Here is a 17,253-nt window from a genome sequence, read left to right on the forward strand (position 1 = left end):
CCAGTCTCAGTGACGGGTGCAGTGATGCTCGAGCCAGTCCTCCACCGGCTCCATGGCCTCCCGGAACGCCTTCTCGTCGAAAGTACCCGAGCCCGACGGCGGAGCCTCCGCTGAGTGCGCGAGCGTGGTGAAGTCGTCGTGCAGGTCGGCGGGGAGCTTGTCCCGGAGCTCGAGGAGCTGCTGCTCGAGCTCCATCAGCTGCTGCCGGTCCGCACCGGCACGCAGACTCAGCGGCGCCAGCGTGGCCGTGCTCAGCCCTCCTGCCACGAGCACGCAGTGTCCGGACGCCTCGGCGTCCCCGGTGCTCCGTATCCCATCCTGGTCGGCTCCTGCGGGGCGGTTCCGCTCTCCCCTCGGGGAACCGGTGGCTTCCGGCGATGGATGCACGTGCGCGGGCATCGTGAGCATCGTCTCCGCCGGCGTCGTCGATTCCCGGCTGCACCCCGTGAGAGACACGGCGACCACGCAGAGGCCGGCCACGGAATACAGGAGTCTCACTGGAACCCTCTCGTCTCGATGCAGCCGAACCATGCCTGACCCACGCGTCCTACTCCGGAGATGCTGCGGCACCGGGCGCCGGGTGCGGCCTCCGCTGCTGGAACACCACCCGCCGAGATCCTACGGGGCCAACCCCCGGGTTGGCTGGAAGGCGGAGGCGGTCGCGCTACCGGGGCCCGGCACGAAAAAACCCCGCGTTCCATGGGGAACAACGGGGTTTTCAGTGGTGGCTCCGACCGGCGTCGATCCGGTGACCTTTCGATTTTCAGTCGAACGCTCTACCAACTGAGCTACAGAGCCTTGCGACCATCATGCCGATGATCACCGTATCCAGCCCGACCGGCTCCCCGGGGGGACCCAGTCGCCTGAGCGACCCTGACGGGACTTGAACCCGCGACCTCCGCCGTGACAGGGCGGCGCGCTAACCAACTGCGCTACAGGGCCTTGCTAACTTCATGTGCCGTTTTGCACGAGCTTCAGCCTACCAGCACTTCGTCCTTCAGTTCGACCGCCCGCGAGGGCTGCTCGTGCGTACCCCCAACGGGATTCGAACCCGTGCCGCCGCCGTGAAAGGGCGGTGTCCTAGGCCGCTAGACGATGGGGGCCCGGACCTACAGAACTATAGGTCCACATGATGGCTTACACAAAATCACCACCCCTCACATCGTTCCGCACGCAACTTCGTAGGGCGACCCTGCCATGCCGAGGGCAGCAGCACGGCTGCACTCTGTACGATCAGGGGCGTGCCTTTCGAGATGAGCCTGCCCGAGTTCGAGGAGGCGGTCGACGACGCGATCGACCGTATTCCGGACGACCTCGCCCAGGCCATGGACAATGTGGGCATCTTCGTGGTGGAGGAGTACGAACCCGGACCGGGTGAGCCAGCGGACACGCAACTGCTCGGACTCTACGAGGGAACTCCGCTGACCGAACGTGACGGCTGGTGGGACGCCGGCTCGCTGCCGGATCGCATCAGCATCTTCCGAGGACCGCTGATGAGGCTGTGCGGCTCACGGGAAGAACTCGTGGAGGAGATCCTGGTGACCGTCGTCCACGAGATAGCCCATCACTTCGGCATATCCGACGAGCGCCTCCATGAGCTCGGGTGGGGCTGAGCATCCGCTAGCGGCCCGGAGCGATCATGGGCCCGAAGGAGTCACGGGTCTCGAGTCGGGGATCCGCCTTGTCCGGCACCACGAGCACCGGTCCGCGTGCGTGGTGCAGGACGCCCTGGCTGGTCGAGCCCAGGAGCATGCCGGTGAAGCCACCGCGTCCGCGCGTGCCGACGACGAGCAGTTCCGAGGTCGCGGATGCCTCGATGAGTACCTCTGCCGGAGCTCCGTCGACGAGGTTCACCTGGATGTCGACGTCCGGGAAGTGGCTCTTCAGCCATTCCTGGCCGGCCTTGAGCTGCACGGCGAGATCGGCGTGGAGTGCCTCCCTGTCCACCGGTGCGGGAACCCAGGAGAGTGATCCGCTGAATGGCGCCACCGAACAGATCACCCGCAGGGCCAGCCCTCTCGACCTGGCCTCCTCGGCGGCGACCAGGGACGCCATCCGTGCCTGCTCCGAGCCGTCCACGCCGACCACCACGATCGGCTCGACGGCGCCGGGGGCTGTCGGAGCGCCCTTGCCCGTATCCGCTCCGAGCTCCGGATGCCCGAGGCGGGCGCCGGAACAGATCGGGATGATCGCCGTCGGGCATTTGGCGTGCGCGGGCAGTGCGCTGCTCACCGACCCGAGCAGGCGACCGACGAAGCCACCACGGCCGCGCGACCCGACCACCATGAGCTCGGCCTGCTCGGAGAGGTCCAGGAGTACCCCCGCCGCGTCCCCTGTCTCGATCCTGGGCTGGACGTCCAGGTCCCTGCCCTCCAGATGCGACAGAGCGGCATCCAGGACCGTTCGTGCGCTGTCCCTGATGACGTCGTCGTCGACCGTTGCGTAGCCGGCGTCCATGCTCGACGCCGCGAACACGGGGACGGTGTAGGCCGTGACCACGTACAACGGAGTCCGGCGTTCCTCCGCCTCGGCGGCCGCCCATAGCAGGGCGCACGTGCTCTGGTCCGAGCCGTCCACTCCCACGACGATCCCATGCTGCTCCGGCGTCCGTGACGATCCTGCTACATACCCGTTGCCCACGACAGGCCTCCCTCGGTCGCGTGTGCCCACCGCCTCTCGCGGCCGGTCCCCCATTTGTACTGCACAGCCGATGATCGGTCTATTCAGTGACCGAAAAGTTATATAGGCTGCAATGACCCGTAGCGGGGGCCGTCCAGCTGGATGTGATACCGCTATGTAGTGCTCTTGGTTGACCCGTTCGCAATCAAGAGTCCGTGCGGCCCGGAAGAGGCGCCGGGCCGCACGGGACCATGGCTTTCCTGTGGAGGTACCAGGTGAATCACCTGCCGTTCAACGCTGCCCGCGGTGATTCGGCTGCGCCCGGATCAGCAGAGCAGACGACCACCGTGGTTGTCGGCTCGGGTCTTTCCGGCCTCGCGGTCGCCAGTGAACTGAGCCGACGCGGAGTCGAGTCGATCGTCGTCGAAGCCCTGGAGTGCTCGGATTCCGGCACCATGCGTACGGTGATGACCGACGCCACCTCCCTGTCCGAACGCAACGAACTCATGCGGCTCCTGCGCGGCTATGCCTCGTCCCATGAACTCGACATCCGCCAGAGCACCGTTGCGGAGCAGTTGAGCATCATCGGCCACCCCTCGCTGATCACCTCGTCGATAGGGCGCAAGCAGTGGGCCGTGCAGACGCGCGACGGCGTCCTGCTCGCCGATCACATCGTGCTCACCAAGTACCCGCTGAACGAACTGCGCCGATTCCTCCGGTCCCTCGGAGTCACGATCGGCAAGAATCTGAAGGCGACACTGGGCCCGATAGGCCTTCACCTGATCGGGGTCGGCGAACCGCTGACCCCTACGACGCGCGAGATCGTGCGGCAGGCCAAACTGGTCAGCGACACCATCGCCGCAGAGGGCCCGGCGCCGCTCAACTGCCTCGTGCCGCCCGAGGCAGGTACCGCTCCGCTGACTGCCTGAGGCCGGTACTACCTGTTTCGGAGCCGCCTGCGTGCCGAGAAGGCCAGGACGCCGACGATCACCACGAGGGCAGCGATCATCAGCACGATGCTCCAGGGGAAGTCGCTGACCCCGGCCGTCGGGGTGACCTCGGCCGGATCCTCCTGCACGTCGACCGGCTCGGGCGTGGAGATCGAGTCCAGTGCCGCCGTCGAGCCCTGCTGCGCCGTGAAGGAGAAAACCCCTTCGATGGGGTGGGAGTCCGAGCTCACCACCCGCCAGGAGACGGTGTAGTCGCCCGCCGGCGCACCGGCGCGCAGGGACTGCGTGGCCGTGCGGTCGACGATCTCCACGGGGCCCTCCGCCCAGTCCTCACCGGACTCGTCGAGAACCTGAATCTGCGCACCGATCCCGGAGGGCACGTTGCTGAAGCTCAGCTCCAGGCTCGGCGGGAGTACCTCGACGGCGGCCCCGTCCGCCGGATCGGTGCCGGTCAGCTCGTCGTGCGCGCTCGCCGCGCCACCCGCGCCGAGGAGCATCGCCAGCGCCAGGAACATGGCGCAGCAGCAGGAGAGCAGTACCCGGACAGGACGACGGCGCGCGCTCGCGGGAGACGACGCGCGCGGTGGGCGAAGCAGGAGATCAACCATGCTGCCAACCCTACGCGGAAGACCTGGGCCGCGGCCCTACCGCTCAGCGTTCCCGCAGCCGTCCCGGCCGGTCGTCGCGGACTCCGGCTCGCGAACGGGCCGCGATACGCTGTACGACGACGATCACCGCCCCTTCCGCCCGAGGATTCCGATGCTCAAGACTGATTCCGCGCTGGATCGCTACTTCTCCATCACGGAGCGGGGATCCACGTTCTCCCGCGAGGTGCGCGGGGGCCTGGCGACGTTCTTCGCCATGAGCTACATCGTGGTCCTCAACCCCCTCATCCTCGCGGGAGCCGACGCGGCCGGCACGGAACTGGGCCGCCCCCGCGTCGCCGCAGTGACCGCCCTCGTGGCCGGTATCCTCACCATCGCCATGGGCGCCTGGGCCAAGTACCCGTTCGCACTGGCCACCGGTCTCGGGGTCAACGCGTTCGTCGCCATCACGGTCGCGACCAATCCGGGACTCACCTGGCCGGACATCATGGGGCTCGTGGTGCTCGCCGGTCTGACCATGTTCGTCCTCGTGCTCACCGGCTTCCGGACGGCCGTCTTCAATGCCGTCCCGGAGAGCCTCAAGACGGCGATCGTCGTGGGCATAGGCCTGTTCATCGCGCTGATCGGTCTGGTGAACTCCGGCTTCGTGCGCCGCATCCCCGACACGGCGAACACCACGGTGCCGGTGGGCCTCGGCTTCGGCGGGGTGCTGATCGGCTGGCCCACGCTCGTCTTCGTGTTCGGCCTCGTCCTCACCATGGCCCTCGTGGTCCGCAAGGTGCGCGGCGGCATCCTCATCGGCGTGCTCGGCGCCACCGCCCTCGCCGTGATCCTCGAGGCCGTGTTCGACGTCGGCCCCGGTGTGGCGCCGGGGCAGGACCCGAACCCGGCGGGCTGGTCCCTCGTGGTGCCCGAACTGCCCGCCGGTACCTGGGTGGGCGTTCCCGATCTCACGCTGGTGGGCAACGTGAATCTCTTCGGGGCTTTCGGCCACCTCGGGGCTACCGCCGCTCTCCTGCTGACCTTCACCATCCTGCTCAGCATCTTCTTCGACGCCATGGGCACCATGGTGGGGCTGGCGAACGAGGCGAACCTGGTGGACGCCAAGGGCAACATCCCCGGCGTCGACCGCGTCCTGGTGGTCGACGCCCTCGGCGCCGTCGCCGGCGGCGCCGGATCGGTGTCCTCGAACCAGATCTACGTGGAGTCCGGGGCAGGCATCGGGGAGGGAGCCAGGACGGGTCTTGCCAACGTGGTGACCGGGACCCTGTTCCTCCTCGCGATGTTCTTCACCCCGCTCATCAGCCTCGTACCGTTCGAGGCCGTGGCGCCGGCCCTCGTCGTCGTCGGCTTCATGATGGTGGCACAGATCGGGAGGATCGACTTCGACGACTGGGGCGTCGCGATCCCGGCCTTTTTGACCTTCACCCTCGTGCCGTTCACGTATTCGATCGCGAACGGTATCGGTGCCGGCTTCATCGCGTTCGTGCTGATCCGCTCCGTCCAGGGCCGCGGGCGCGAGGTTCATCCCCTGATGTGGGTGGTCGCAGTAGCGTTCGTGGTCTTCTTCGGCCTCGGGCCCATCGAGGAACTGCTCGGCATCTGAGCGGGGTGGCGGGACCCGCCGGTCAGCGGGCGGACCAGCCGCCGTCCATGACGTAGGACGATCCGGTGACCATCGCGGCGTCGTCGCCCGCGAGCCAGGCGACGACGGAGGCGACCTCCTCGGGCTCCACGAGCCGCTTGATGACCGCCTCGGTGAGTAGGATCCTGGTCATCACCTCCTCCTCGCTGATCGAGTGCAACCGGGCCTGGTCCGCGAGCTGGTGCTCCACCAGGGGCGTACGGACGTAGCCGGGATTGACGCAGTTGCTCGTGACACCGTGCTCACCGCCCTCCAGCGCGGTGACCTTGGACAGGCCCTCGAGGCCGTGCTTGGCCGTGACGTAGGCGGATTTGTAGGGTGAGGCGCGCAGACCGTGGACGGAGGAGATGTTGATGATGCGCCCGAAACCGCGCTCGTACATCCCCGGCAGGACGGCGCGGATCAGCAGGAACGGGACCTCGACCATGAGTTGCTGGATGCGACGGAAATCGGCCGGGCTGAAGTCCTGGATGGGACTGACCACCTGGATCCCGGCATTGTTGACGAGGATATCGGCCCGGAGGGAGAGCTCCTCGAGGGACGCGGTATCGAGGAGATCCACCGTCCAGGAGTCTCCATCGAGCTCCTCGGCAAGACTCCGGGCAGCGTCCCCGTCCCGGTCGGCGACCACCACGGTGGCGCCGCGTGCCGCCAGTGCCCGCGCGCAGGCCGCGCCGATACCACTGGCGCCGCCGGTGATCACGGCGCGGCGTCCGCTGAGTTCGGTCCCTGCCATTCTGGGCTGCTCGAACCGGGACTCGAGATCAGTATTCACGGTGTGTCTCCTCGCTCGGGGAACGGCTCGTTCCTCGAGTATCACCGCGGAAAGGCAGATGGACCAGTACCCACCTCGGCACCTGTGGATCGGCGATCAGTCGGTGAGCGGCTGCGCGCCCGCCGCGAAGGTCCGTACCCGCGTGTCCTTCCAGAGGTGTGCGGGCATTCCCCCACCGAGCAGCTCCCGCGCCAGGCCCGGATCCTCACCGAGGGGCGCGTCGCTGCCGGCGATGATGACGTTCCCGAAGCGCCGCCCCTTGAGCATCGCGGGATCGGCGATGATCGCGGTGTGGGTGAACTCCGCGCCGATGGTCGCCGCTTCCCGCCTGGCCGTCGCGAGATCGGGTCTGTCCCCGCAGTTGACGATGTAGACGCCGTCGGGCCCGAGCACCCGCCGGACCGCGCGCGTGAACTCCCTCGTGGTCAGCGCTGCCGGTGTGGTGCTGCCGGAGAACACGTCCCGGATCACCAGATCGCGGCTGTCCTCGCTCAGGGACTCCGTGACGGCACGTGCCTCTCCGACGCGGATACGCAGGAGCGGCGCCCGCGGCAGGTCGAACCACTGACGTACCAGGTCCGCGAGGCGCCCGTCGAGTTCGACGACGACCTGCCGGGACTGCGGATGCGACGTCGTGAAGCGCCGTGCGAGGGAGCAGGCGCCTCCGCCGAGGTGGAGTGCGCGCAGCCTGTCCGAAGCCGCCCACCGAGAGTCCACCAGGGAGGCGATCCAGCGCATGTACTCGAAGTCCAGTCGTAGCGGATCCACGAGGTCGATGTGGGAACTGGGCACTCCGTTGATGCGCAGGACCCAGCCGTTCGGATCGTAGGGATCGGGTTCGAGCTCGCACGTGCCGGTATCGATGGCGAACTCGCCGATCTCAGGATGTGGGCCTGTGGATCTCGCCATCAGGGCCGGGTTCCGGGGGTGGAGGGCATGAATCCCATGCTATGCGTGTCCAGGAAAGCCCTGACCTCGGAGCGGACGTGCGTGATCCGGGGATTTTCGATCCGAAATACGGCGTGTCCCTGCCGACACGCCGCCCAGCATGCAGGACCTCAGGCCGAAGACCCCGGATACGGTACGTCCAGCAGCACAGCTCCGGCCGGATGAACACCAGGGATCACGGCGATGAGAAGGCGCCGGTGGTCAGGAGTGGCCCTCGTACTGCTCCTGCTGATCCAGGGCCGCTTCGAGCCGGTCGACCTTGCCGGTGAGCTCGCCCGTGTGCCCGGGGCGGATGTCCGCCTTCAGCACCAGTGAGACGCGGCTGCCGTATCGGCCCACCGCGTCGGTAGCGTTCTTGACCACGGCCATCACCTCGTCCCAGTCACCCTCGATGGTGGTGAACATGGCGTCCGTGCGGTTGGGCAGGCCGGACTCGCGCACGACGGCGACGGCAGCGGCGACGGCGTCGTGCACCGACCCCTCGGGATTCTCGCGTGAGCTCTCGGGATTTCTACCGGAGGAGGAGCCGGACGGGGCGACGCTGAAGGCTACGAGCATGCCCCCAGTCTGGCATGCGGGCGACTCCGCGGTCAGCCCCCCGTGACGGCCTTGACCAACTCGTTCAGGCCGAGCACGAGGAACACCACGGTGGTGATGGCCAGGAACACGTTGGAGAACCACCTGTTCCGCCACTGCTGCGCCAGGCGCGAGCTGTTGAGCAGCACCAGCAGCGTGATGGCGAGGAAGGGCATGAACAGTGAACCGAGCACCCCGTACAGCAGGATCAGGAAGAACGGACGCCCGAGGAGCAGCAGCAGCATGGGCGGAATGGTCAGCCAGAGCATGTAGGCGCGCGCGGGCGTGCTGTGGGACCCGGGGGCGTCGTCGTCGGAGAGATCGTTCGCCTGCTTGCGGAAGTTGGCCCAGAAGTCGGCGAACATGAGGCTGACACCGTGCCACACTCCCAGGAGCGAGGAGAACGACGACGCCCAGAAGCCGATGAGGAATACTTTCGCCCAGATCACCCCGTAGCGGTCCTCGAGTACCGTGCCCATGTCGAGGAGCCCGCGGTCCCCGCTCTGGAGCGCGATGTTCGCGGTGAAGAGCAGTTCCGCTCCGAGGATCAGCATGCAGATCACGAAGATGCCGGTCATGGTGTAGGCCACGGAATTGTCCACCCGCATGACTCTCATCCATTTGGGTGTGTTCCAGCCCTTCTCGCGGAGCCAGTAGCCGTAGGCGGCGAGCGTGATGGTTCCGCCCACACCGCCGGCCAGACCCAGGACGTAGAAGACCGACCCGGCGGGCAGGGTGGGTACCAGGCCGCTGAGCATCGAGGGGATGTTCGGCAGCGCCAGAATGGCAGAGCCCACCACGGAGATGAACATGATGCCGACCATCACGGTCATGACCTTCTCGAAGAGTCCGTAGCGGCCGAACCACACGAGCGTCAGACCGATCAGACCCGAGGCGACGGCGAAGATGCTCAAAGGCACGGCGGGAAACAGGGCCTGCAGGGGCAGTGCGGTCGAGCTCATCGCCGTCGCCCCGTACACGAAGCCCCAGATGATGATGTAGGGGCCGAAGTACCAGCTGGTCCAGGCACCGAGCGTCCGCCAGCCCTGGAAGATCGTCTTGCCCGTTGCGAGGTACCAGCGGCCCACGCCCTCGACGAGGATGATCTTCAGGACGCAGCCGATCACCGCAGCCCACAGGAGTGCGTAGCCGTAGCGGCTTCCGGCTACCAGTGTGGCCACGAGATCGCCCGCGCCGACGCCGGTCGCTGCAGCGAGCAGACCGGGCCCGACCAGTCTCCACCTCGGTTTCTCGAGCTCGTCGACGCCTGTACTTCCGCGATCCGCCACGGCCAGCCCCCTCGGAGTCCTGTTGGTGCGTAGAGCCTAGCAAGGACGATGACGCAGAGCACGGGGATCCGCTCAGGAGGTCCTGCCCACCTCGCGGCGGCGCAGCCATTCGCTCGCCGGAGCGGTGGACACACCGTGGATCACCACGGACAGCGTGATGGCCAGCGTCGCGTGGACGAAGAGATCATGGTTGCCGGTCAGCCGCTCGGCGAGGGTCGCGTAGAAGAGCGCCGAGACGCCGATGGGACCGAACCAGCCCAGGAAGACGGTCTCCGGGACACTGTGCACCCGGCGTAGGAGCGGACGCAACGCCAGGAGCGCCACGGCCCGGCGGAGCAGGAGTGCTACGAGGAGCACCACAGGCGCAGCCCACCCGAGGGCAGACCACTCACCGAACGGCAGCGCGAGGCCGAGCAGGATGAAGATCGGCAGGAGGAAGAATCTGTTCACCACGTCCTCCACCCTGTCCTCCTCGTCCTCGTCCTGCTGCGGAATGACCTGACCGAACACAGCGGCTGCCACGAAGACGGCGAGGACCGCGTCGGTCCCGAGCAGTTTTCCCGCGCCCAGGAGCAGGAGAGCGAACGGCAGGAGGAAACCCAGGTAGGAGTTGTCCTCCATGAGGCCCTTGTCCTTCGCGACAAGGAAGATCCTCGCCAGGACGTAGCCCACGAGCGCCCCGAACAGGGCGGCACCGAGGATCTCGCGGAGGAATACGCTCAGCAGCAGTTCCCGGCCCGCTGTCTCCGGCGAGGTCGTGAGGAGCACGGGCAGGAGCACGAAGAGATAGCCGAGGCCGTCATTGAGTCCGCTCTCCGAGGAGATGTCGTACCGCACACGCGAGGGAATCTTCGCCTTCGCGAGCGAACCGGTGACGATCGGCGTGGTGACCACGGGATCCGTCGGCGTGATGATCGCGCCGAGTGTCAGAGCCACGAGGAACGGCACCCCGAGCAGCGCCCAGAGGATCCCCGTGGCGACGGCGAACATGACCAGCATCCCGAGGACGATGCTCGAGACGACCCAGCGGCGGTTCCTCCGCCAGTAGCCGTGCGGCAGGCGGAGGGCGACGCCGGCGAGCCCGACGGCGAGCGTGATCCGGGTTGCCTGCTCCAGCAGCTCGCCGGTCGGCACGCCGAAGTCCTCGATCCGCACGACGCCGAGGACGGCGGGGCCGAGGAGCACGCCCGTGGCGAGCGCCAGCACCGGCCCCGGAAGGCTGATGCGCTGCAGCAGGGACGAGAGGAGCGCCAGCACGAGGATGGTTCCCGCGAACAGGGTGAGGACCAGATTGATGTCCAGGGCCGGGACCGCCTTCCGTGAGAATCCAAGGGGCAGGGAATGCTCTTCACACTAGCGCCGGGGCCTGCCCGCACTACACGTGAAGGATGTGTACGACCCGGTTGCAGAAGCAGTGCTCCACAGGTATCGGGCTCATGACCGAACGCTGCCGATATCAGCTCCGACCTCTAGGCTTGGTCCAGTACGCCTTCGGCCTTCAACGGTGCAGCCCGGCGAATACTGCCATACGTTCTCTGATGGGTGCTCCTTGTCCGCTTCGCCTCCGAGGGTGTCCTCCACCCCGTTCCCCTACATCGGCCTGCTCTCGCTCGCGGGTGCCATCTTCGTCTCCGTGACGAGCGAGTTCCTGCCCACCGGGCTCCTGCTCGCGATGGCGGACGATCTCGGGGTGAGCCGGTCGACAGCGGGCTACCTCGTGACGATCTTCGCCGGGACCGTCGTCGTCGCCACGACGCCGCTCGCCGCCGTGACCCAGCGCGTTTCGCGCAAGTCCCTGCTCGTCGTCGTACTCCTGGTCATCGCGGTGGCGAACATCCTGGCGGCGATCGCGCCGACCTATGCCGTGCTGGTGGCAGCGCGTGTCCTCGGCGGGCTGGCGCACGGGTTGTTCTGGGCCGTGGTGGCCGCCTACGCCGCGCACCTCGTCCCCGCCCACCAGTTGGGGAAGGCGGTCTCCATCACCGCGGGAGGCGGCACGGCGGCGTTCGTGCTCGGCGTCCCGGTGGGTACGGCGATCGGCACCGCGCTGGGGTGGCGCACGGCCTTCACCATCATCGGGATCGTCGTCCTCGTCCTCGTCGTGGTGATCGTGAAGTTCCTGCCGCCGGTCGAGCACCGCGTGGAGCGCGCGGCGGGCGAGGAGCGCGTGCCGCTGCGCCGGGATCCGAGCATGAAGGCCGTCCTGCTGTTGTGCGCGGTGATCCTCATCGTCCTCACGGGGCAGAATCTGTTCTACACCTACATCGCCCCCTGGCTGACCGACGTCTCCACGTTCCCCGTGGAAGGAGTGGCGCTGGTCCTGTTCCTCTACGGTGGCGCGGGGATCATCGGCCTGCTCATCGCCGGCTACGCCACCGACCGCTTCCCGCGGAACGCCTTCGTCGCCGTGGTGCTGGTGGTCATGCTCGCCGTCCTGACGCTCGCCGTCGGCTCGTCCAGCTCGGTGGTGGTGCTCATCGCGGTGACCGTATGGGGAGCCGCCTTCGGGGCCATCCCGGCCATGCTGCAGACCAGGATGCTGCGCACGGCCTCCGTCCGGATCCGTGATCTCTCCGCGGCCCTCCAGACCACGGCCTTCAACATCGGGATCGCCGGTGGCGCGCTGTTCGGCGGGCTCCTGCTCGATTCCGTGGGTCTCGCGATCCTCCCCTTCGTCCTGATCATCATGCTGGGTGCGGGACTGGCCCTGAGTCTGATCACCGATACCGCGGCCGGGCGCCGAGAGCGCCGTCGGCTCCGGCCGTGACTACAGTTGCCTGATGCGCGCTGTCTGGTTCGACCGCTTCACCGAACGTCCCGACCTCCGCGACGTTCCAGACCCCGTGCCCACACCGCGCGGCGTCGTCGTCCGTGTCGAGGCGACGGGGCTGTGCCGCAGCGACGTGCACGGCTGGCTGGGGCACGACGGCGGCATCGCCCTACCGCACGTCCCCGGCCACGAGCTCGTGGGTACCATCACGTCAACAGGTGATCAGGTGAAGCGTTTCCGGATCGGTGACCGCGTGACCACGCCGTTCGTCTGCGCCTGCGGGCGCTGCCCCGAATGCGCGGCCGGCAACGGCCAGGTCTGCCGCAACCAGACCCAGCCGGGCTTCACCCACTGGGGCTCCTTCGCCGAACAGGTGGCCCTGCACGACGCCGACACGAATCTGATTCCCGTCCCGGCCTCCTTCGACGCCGGGGCTGCCGCGCTGCTGGGCTGCCGCTTCGCGACGTCCTACCGTGGGCTGGTCCACCAAGGGCAGCTCGAAGCCGGTCAGTCGCTGCTGGTGGTCGGGTGTGGCGGCGTGGGCCTGAGCACCGTGATGATCGGCGGGGCACTCGGCGCCGAGGTGATCGCTGTGGATGTCGACGACACCGCGCTGGAGCGTGCACGGCGGTTCGGGGCGGTCCGCGCCGTGAACTCCTCCGACCGGTCGGTGGAGGAGACGGTGCATGCGGTGCGCAATGCGGCGCCGGCCGGCATCGACGTCTCCGTGGACGCCCTGGGGCGCGAGCAGACCGCCGCGCTCGGCATCCTGTCCCTGCGCCCGCGAGGCCGTCATGTGCAGATCGGCCTGTTCCCCGCGGACCCGGTGATCCCCATGGGGGCGGTCATCGGCGGGGAGCTCGCGATCCTCGGCAGCCACGGCATGCCGGCGCACGACTACCCGGGACTGCTGGAGCTGATCGCCGAGGGCCGTTTGCGACCCCAGGACCTCATCGAGCGGACCATCCCGCTGGCCGCTGCCCCGGACGCGCTCGTCGCCATGGCCGGCGACCGATCCGTCGGCGGGGTGACCGTCGTCGACCCGCGCCTGTAAAACCCGGCCACTGGTCAACCGACCGTCGCGGACCGGAAAAGCGCCTCCAGCAGATCGACGGCGATGACCAGGGCGTCCTCGTCCACATCGAAACGGCGGTGGTGGTGCGGGGCCGGGTTCGAGGCCCCCACGAAGATGTACGTGCCCAGGCCGCCCGCCTCCTGCACCTCGCGGATGAGCAGGTGTGCGTCGTCGCTGCCCCCACCCGAGGGTCCACTGGGCGTGAACGTCGAGATGGCTGCGACGCCGTCGACCGCACGTGCCACCTCGGCGAGCAGGGTCTCGTCCGGCTGGGACATGGCTGCCCGCCCGTACACCGTGGTCGAGGCCTCCACCCCGTACATCCGCGCGGCACCCTGCACGGCGTTCTCCGCCCGCTGGTTCAGGTCCTCGAGCACGGCGTTCGACGTCGAGCGGGTCTCGTAGGTGATCGTGGCGAGCGCCGGAATGATGTTGGCGCTGCCGTCCGCGTGGAACGTACCCACATTGACGCGCGTGTCCGCCTCCGCGAACCGCGTCAGCCCGAGGATGGCGAGCGTGGCCTGGGCGGCGGCGGCGAGCGCATGGCGACCCTTCTCCGGCGCCGCGGCAGCATGCGCCGCCTCGCCTTCGAAGCGTGCCGTCCACTTGGTGGTCGCCATCGCGTCCGTGACACCGCCGACGACGGTCCCGGTCGGCAGGTCACCGCCGAGATGGACGGCCAGCATCCGGTCGACACCGCGCGTCACACCCGCGTCGATCATCGGCTGCGCCCCGCGCACGCCCTCCTCCGCGGGCTGGAACATGATGCGCACCGTGCCGGGGAAGTCGCGGTCACGCAGCCGGTCGGCCAGTGCGACGCCGATGGCGGCGTGCCCGTCGTGCCCGCACGCGTGCATGAATCCCGTGGTGGACCGGAAGCCGCCGGCCACCGGAGCGTGCTCGTCGCTGGTCTCCTCGTCCACCGGCAGCGCATCGATGTCCACCCGCAGACCCCACACGGGGCCGGGCCTGTTCCCCGCGAGTTCGGCGACGATGGCCGTTCCGTGCTGCTGGAAGTACGCGACGTCGTCGGGCGGGGTCCCGGCATCCACGGCGCGCTGCCCCCACGCGTCCATCTCGGCCTGGGTGGGCGGGAGCGCGATGCGGCTGACGTCGATGGCCGCAGTCCCGGTGGTGGCGCGGACGCCCACAGCAGCCAGTTCTGTCAGGATGACCGACGCAGTCCGGTATTCGAGGAAGCCGGGCTCGGGGTGGGCGTGGAACCGGCGACGGAGGGCGATGATCTTCTCGGGCTGCATCCTCAGAGCCTACGCAGGAGGCCGGCGGGGTGCCGCTCAGGGCGGCATCGTGAAGTAGCCTGCTTGAGCCGGGCCTGGATCACGTCGCCCACCCCGTCGACGCAAGGAGGAATGATGGAGACCGTGGCGATCCGGTCCGTTCAGGATCTCCGCGATCTGGTACCCCGTCCTGGACGGGACAGACGGGTCATGATCGGTCTCGTCGGAGCACCCGGTGCAGGCAAGTCGGCCATTGCCGCAGAGATTGCAGCCCTCGAGCCCGCTCTTCACGCCCTGGTACCCCTGGACGGTTTCCACCTGGCCGATCAGGCCCTGATCGGCCTCGGTCTGCTGGACCGGAAAGGTGCACCGGAGACCTTCGACGCCTACGGCTACGCGGCGCTGCTGTCCCGACTACGTACCGGCCCGGCGGAGACGGTTTACGCGCCGACCTTCGAGCGCGATCTGGAACAGCCGCTGGCCAACGCACTGCCCATTGCATCGTCGTCGTCCCTCCTCATCACCGAAGGCAACTATCTGCTCCTCGATGCGCCGGGCTGGCAGGAGGCCCGAAGCCAGCTCGACGAGGTGTGGTTCCTCGACGTCGACCCCGAGATCCGTCGCAGCAGACTCATCGAGCGGCACGTCCGGTTCGGCAAATCTCTCCGCGCGGCCACCGCGTGGGTGCAGCGCGTGGACGATCCGAACGCTGCGCTCGTCGCGGCCTCGCGGGAGCGGGCCGACCTCGTCCTCGACGTCACGGGCTGGACCATCGCCTGACTCGCCGAGGCTTCGCCCCTGCGCGACGCCGCGTGGTGACCAGCGCCAGGAACCACGGGAGACCGATGGTGAAGCCGGTGACTCCCATCCCGAAGATGACCCACTGCGATGGACTGAAGCCGAGCGTCAGATTGTTTTCGTCCGCGACGATGCCGGCATTCCACAGATCGATCCCGCCGCTCACGAGGAGGGCGACGCTCACCGACAGAACGAGCATCGATATCGCTACCCATCGTCTGATCATTACGGCCTCCAGATCTTCGCAGACGTCACCTGGCTGCATACGTAGCAGTCCGAATGTTCACCCGATCCGCGCTTGAGCCCCGCCGATGCATCGGCGGGGAATACGGCGTCGCCCAGTTCACCATGGCTACGCAGCCGCGCCATGTCAGTGCTGATGCGCCGCTTGCCGCGGATATCTCGCTCAGTCGCGTCTGCGGCAGACCGGTAGCCACGGCCAACCGCCACAAGTCAGCCGACAGGGTCCGTCCGCTTCACCCTCCGGAGCAGTCTCGGTAGCACGGCGGGAAGCACCAGCACTGCCAGCGCGACCAGGAGCAATCCGACAGTCAGCGGGCGCGTGAAGAACACGGAGAAATCGTTCTGACTGATCGACAGTGCCCGTCGCAGCTGGGTCTCCATCATGGGACCGAGGATGGCACCGAGTACGGCAGGTGCCACGGGGAAGTCGTAGATCCGCATGAAGAAGCCGGCAGCTCCTATGGCACAGACCAGCAGCAGGTCGGTGATGCTGCCCGAGAGGCTGTAGACCCCGAGGATGCCGAACACCAGGATCCCGGTGTACAGCAGCGTCTTGGGGATGGCGAGAATCCTGATCCACAGCTTCACCAGCGGGAGGTTGATCGCCAGCAGCATGATGTTGCCGATGAAGAGGCTCGCGATCAGCGTCCACACCAGATCCGGCGAATCCTCGAACAGCTGCGGCCCGGGCTGGATGTTGTAGATCTGAAACGCACTCAGGATGATCGCAGCGGTTGCCGACGTCGGGATGCCGAGGGTCAGCAGCGGTACCAGCACACCCGAGAAGGACGCATTGTTGGCAGCCTCGGGGCCGGCCACGCCCTCGATGGCGCCCTTGCCGAACTCCCCCTTGTGCTTGGACAACCGCTTCTCCACGTTGTAGCTGAGGAACGTCGGGACCTCTGATCCGCCGGTGGGCATCGAGCCGAAGAAGAAGCCGAGCAGGCCGCCGCGTATCCACGGCTTCCATACGCGGCTGCGTTCTTCCCGGTTCAGCCAGATGCGGCCCGCGAACTCGACGGCCTGTTCCTTGGCATACTGCAGTCGTGCGAGCCCGTACAGCGCCTCACCAATGGCGAAGAGGCCGATGACCACGATGATGATGTCGATCCCGCCGAGCAACTGTGCCGAGCCGAAGGTGAAGCGCTGCTGGCCGGTGAGAAAGTCCAGACCGACCAGACCCACGAACAGACCGGCGAAGAGACTGATCATGCCGCGGATCACCGAGGTCCCGACCAGCGCCGTGACACTGACGAATGCCAGCACCATCAGCGCGAAGTAGTCGGTGGCCTGGAAGTTCCGGGCCAGATTGGCCACCAGCGGCGCCAGGAAGGTCAGTCCCAGTGTGGAGATGATGCCGGCTGAGAAGGACCCCATGACTGCCGTGGCCAGCGCAGGTCCGGCACGGCCCGCCTTGGCCATCGGGTAACCTTCGATGGCCGTGGCCACGGACCCGGCCTCACCCGGCGTATTGAGCAGAATGGAGGTGATGGCCCCTCCGTAGAGGGAACCGTAGTAGATCCCGGCGAAGATGATCAGCGCACCGGTGGGATCGAAGCCGTACGTCAGCGGAAGCAGGAGGGCCAGTGCGAGTGCCGGTCCGATCCCGGGCAGTACGCCCACCAGCGTGCCGATCGTGACGCCGATCGCGGCGTACAGCAGATACTGCGGTTCCAGCGCATTGGCGAATCCGCCCAGCAGATCGGCGAGGACATCCATGGT

At 67.7% G+C, this 17,253-nt stretch carries 17 protein-coding genes and 3 tRNA genes; 6 read left to right on the forward strand and 14 right to left on the reverse strand.

What is annotated here, in order from left to right; translation table 11 throughout:
* Positions 1-6: 6 nt before the first annotated feature.
* The 4 genes from E8P82_RS11210 to E8P82_RS11225 form a co-directional block, all read right to left on the reverse strand.
* Positions 7-498, reverse strand: a complete 492-nt coding sequence (locus E8P82_RS11210; protein ID WP_136454946.1) for a hypothetical protein — start codon at positions 496-498, stop codon at positions 7-9.
* 224 nt (positions 499-722) lie between these two features.
* Positions 723-798, reverse strand: a tRNA-Phe gene (locus E8P82_RS11215).
* Between the two features lie 70 nt (positions 799-868).
* Positions 869-942: transfer RNA gene (locus E8P82_RS11220), tRNA-Asp, on the reverse strand.
* A gap of 88 nt (positions 943-1,030) precedes the next feature.
* Positions 1,031-1,103 (reverse strand) — tRNA-Glu (locus E8P82_RS11225).
* Positions 1,104-1,253: 150 nt separating this feature from the next.
* Between E8P82_RS11225 and E8P82_RS11230 the strand changes: the two genes are divergently transcribed.
* Positions 1,254-1,613 carry a metallopeptidase family protein gene (locus E8P82_RS11230; RefSeq protein WP_136455004.1) on the forward strand — a complete coding sequence of 120 codons (360 nt, stop codon included), beginning with the start codon at positions 1,254-1,256 and terminating at the stop codon, positions 1,611-1,613.
* A 7-nt stretch (positions 1,614-1,620) separates the two neighbouring features.
* Here E8P82_RS11230 and E8P82_RS11235 read toward each other — a convergent pair whose 3' ends face one another.
* Positions 1,621-2,640 (reverse strand): universal stress protein, encoded by a 1,020-nt coding sequence (locus E8P82_RS11235; RefSeq protein WP_246021275.1) that lies wholly within the window; start codon positions 2,638-2,640, stop codon positions 1,621-1,623.
* A gap of 254 nt (positions 2,641-2,894) precedes the next feature.
* Here E8P82_RS11235 and E8P82_RS11240 point away from each other — a divergent pair, with 254 nt between their 5' ends.
* Positions 2,895-3,548 (forward strand): FAD-dependent monooxygenase, encoded by a 654-nt coding sequence (locus tag E8P82_RS11240; RefSeq protein WP_246021276.1) that lies wholly within the window; start codon positions 2,895-2,897, stop codon positions 3,546-3,548.
* An 8-nt stretch (positions 3,549-3,556) separates the two neighbouring features.
* On the opposite strand, the gene E8P82_RS11245 is transcribed toward E8P82_RS11240, so the two are convergent.
* Complete coding sequence (locus E8P82_RS11245) at positions 3,557-4,177, reverse strand: copper resistance CopC family protein (RefSeq protein ID WP_246021278.1); 621 nt, start codon at positions 4,175-4,177, stop codon at positions 3,557-3,559.
* Between the two features lie 151 nt (positions 4,178-4,328).
* Between E8P82_RS11245 and E8P82_RS11250 the strand changes: the two genes are divergently transcribed.
* Complete coding sequence (locus E8P82_RS11250) at positions 4,329-5,780, forward strand: NCS2 family permease (RefSeq protein WP_136454950.1); 1,452 nt, start codon at positions 4,329-4,331, stop codon at positions 5,778-5,780.
* Between the two features lie 22 nt (positions 5,781-5,802).
* Here E8P82_RS11250 and E8P82_RS11255 read toward each other — a convergent pair whose 3' ends face one another.
* From E8P82_RS11255 to E8P82_RS11275, 5 genes are all read right to left on the reverse strand, one after another.
* Positions 5,803-6,555: a 3-hydroxybutyrate dehydrogenase gene (locus tag E8P82_RS11255; RefSeq protein ID WP_136455007.1), complete on the reverse strand. Its 753-nt coding sequence runs from the start codon at positions 6,553-6,555 to the stop codon at positions 5,803-5,805.
* A gap of 135 nt (positions 6,556-6,690) precedes the next feature.
* Complete coding sequence (locus tag E8P82_RS11260; protein ID WP_136454952.1) at positions 6,691-7,503, reverse strand: spermidine synthase; 813 nt, start codon at positions 7,501-7,503, stop codon at positions 6,691-6,693.
* 240 nt (positions 7,504-7,743) lie between these two features.
* Entirely contained in the window at positions 7,744-8,100 is a 357-nt protein-coding gene (locus E8P82_RS11265) for a thiamine-binding protein (protein ID WP_136454953.1), read from the reverse strand.
* Between the two features lie 32 nt (positions 8,101-8,132).
* The gene (locus E8P82_RS11270) at positions 8,133-9,407 is read right to left on the reverse strand and encodes an Nramp family divalent metal transporter (protein WP_246021284.1); all 1,275 of its coding nucleotides are present in this window, start codon (positions 9,405-9,407) and stop codon (positions 8,133-8,135) included.
* Between the two features lie 72 nt (positions 9,408-9,479).
* On the reverse strand, positions 9,480-10,664 hold the full coding sequence (locus E8P82_RS11275) for a cation:proton antiporter domain-containing protein (protein ID WP_246021289.1): 1,185 nt from the start codon (positions 10,662-10,664) through the stop codon (positions 9,480-9,482).
* 313 nt (positions 10,665-10,977) lie between these two features.
* On the opposite strand from E8P82_RS11275, the gene E8P82_RS11280 reads away from it, so the two are divergent.
* On the forward strand, positions 10,978-12,174 hold the full coding sequence (locus E8P82_RS11280) for an MFS transporter (RefSeq protein WP_168796555.1): 1,197 nt from the start codon (positions 10,978-10,980) through the stop codon (positions 12,172-12,174).
* A gap of 13 nt (positions 12,175-12,187) precedes the next feature.
* The gene (locus E8P82_RS11285; protein WP_136454960.1) at positions 12,188-13,231 is read left to right on the forward strand and encodes a zinc-dependent alcohol dehydrogenase family protein; all 1,044 of its coding nucleotides are present in this window, start codon (positions 12,188-12,190) and stop codon (positions 13,229-13,231) included.
* A 14-nt stretch (positions 13,232-13,245) separates the two neighbouring features.
* On the opposite strand, the gene E8P82_RS11290 is transcribed toward E8P82_RS11285, so the two are convergent.
* On the reverse strand, positions 13,246-14,511 hold the full coding sequence (locus tag E8P82_RS11290; protein ID WP_136454962.1) for an amidohydrolase: 1,266 nt from the start codon (positions 14,509-14,511) through the stop codon (positions 13,246-13,248).
* Positions 14,512-14,622: 111 nt separating this feature from the next.
* Between E8P82_RS11290 and E8P82_RS11295 the strand changes: the two genes are divergently transcribed.
* Positions 14,623-15,270: a nucleoside/nucleotide kinase family protein gene (locus E8P82_RS11295; RefSeq protein ID WP_136454963.1), complete on the forward strand. Its 648-nt coding sequence runs from the start codon at positions 14,623-14,625 to the stop codon at positions 15,268-15,270.
* Here the strand turns inward: E8P82_RS11295 and E8P82_RS11300 are convergent.
* Together E8P82_RS11300 and E8P82_RS11305 are read right to left on the reverse strand one after the other, a co-directional pair.
* A complete protein-coding gene (locus tag E8P82_RS11300) occupies positions 15,248-15,514 on the reverse strand; it encodes a hypothetical protein (RefSeq protein WP_136454965.1) in 267 nt (88 codons plus the stop codon). The two genes, E8P82_RS11295 and E8P82_RS11300, sit on opposite strands and share 23 nt — an antisense overlap.
* A gap of 227 nt (positions 15,515-15,741) precedes the next feature.
* The gene (locus E8P82_RS11305) at positions 15,742-17,250 is read right to left on the reverse strand and encodes a tripartite tricarboxylate transporter permease (protein ID WP_136454966.1); all 1,509 of its coding nucleotides are present in this window, start codon (positions 17,248-17,250) and stop codon (positions 15,742-15,744) included.
* Positions 17,251-17,253 lie beyond the last annotated feature (3 nt).

Origin of the sequence: Arthrobacter echini (assembly GCF_004803505.1) — a bacterium.
GTDB classification, from domain to species: Bacteria; Actinomycetota; Actinomycetes; order Actinomycetales; family Micrococcaceae; genus Arthrobacter_D; species Arthrobacter_D echini.

What these genes read in the sequence shown, in the direction of transcription:
- E8P82_RS11230 (WP_136455004.1), top strand. Translation starts at nt 1,254, where the DNA reads ATGAGCCTGCCCGAGTTCGAGGAGGCGGTCGACGACGCGATCGACCGT.
- E8P82_RS11245 (WP_246021278.1), bottom strand. Translation starts at nt 4,177, where the DNA reads ATGGTTGATCTCCTGCTTCGCCCACCGCGCGCGTCGTCTCCCGCGAGC.
- E8P82_RS11250 (WP_136454950.1), top strand. Translation starts at nt 4,329, where the DNA reads ATGCTCAAGACTGATTCCGCGCTGGATCGCTACTTCTCCATCACGGAG.
- E8P82_RS11255 (WP_136455007.1), bottom strand. Translation starts at nt 6,555, where the DNA reads ATGGCAGGGACCGAACTCAGCGGACGCCGCGCCGTGATCACCGGCGGC.
- E8P82_RS11260 (WP_136454952.1), bottom strand. Translation starts at nt 7,503, where the DNA reads ATGGCGAGATCCACAGGCCCACATCCTGAGATCGGCGAGTTCGCCATC.
- E8P82_RS11265 (WP_136454953.1), bottom strand. Translation starts at nt 8,100, where the DNA reads ATGCTCGTAGCCTTCAGCGTCGCCCCGTCCGGCTCCTCCTCCGGTAGA.
- E8P82_RS11285 (WP_136454960.1), top strand. Translation starts at nt 12,188, where the DNA reads ATGCGCGCTGTCTGGTTCGACCGCTTCACCGAACGTCCCGACCTCCGC.
- E8P82_RS11290 (WP_136454962.1), bottom strand. Translation starts at nt 14,511, where the DNA reads ATGCAGCCCGAGAAGATCATCGCCCTCCGTCGCCGGTTCCACGCCCAC.
- E8P82_RS11295 (WP_136454963.1), top strand. Translation starts at nt 14,623, where the DNA reads ATGATGGAGACCGTGGCGATCCGGTCCGTTCAGGATCTCCGCGATCTG.
- E8P82_RS11300 (WP_136454965.1), bottom strand. Translation starts at nt 15,514, where the DNA reads ATGATCAGACGATGGGTAGCGATATCGATGCTCGTTCTGTCGGTGAGC.
- E8P82_RS11305 (WP_136454966.1), bottom strand. Translation starts at nt 17,250, where the DNA reads ATGGATGTCCTCGCCGATCTGCTGGGCGGATTCGCCAATGCGCTGGAA.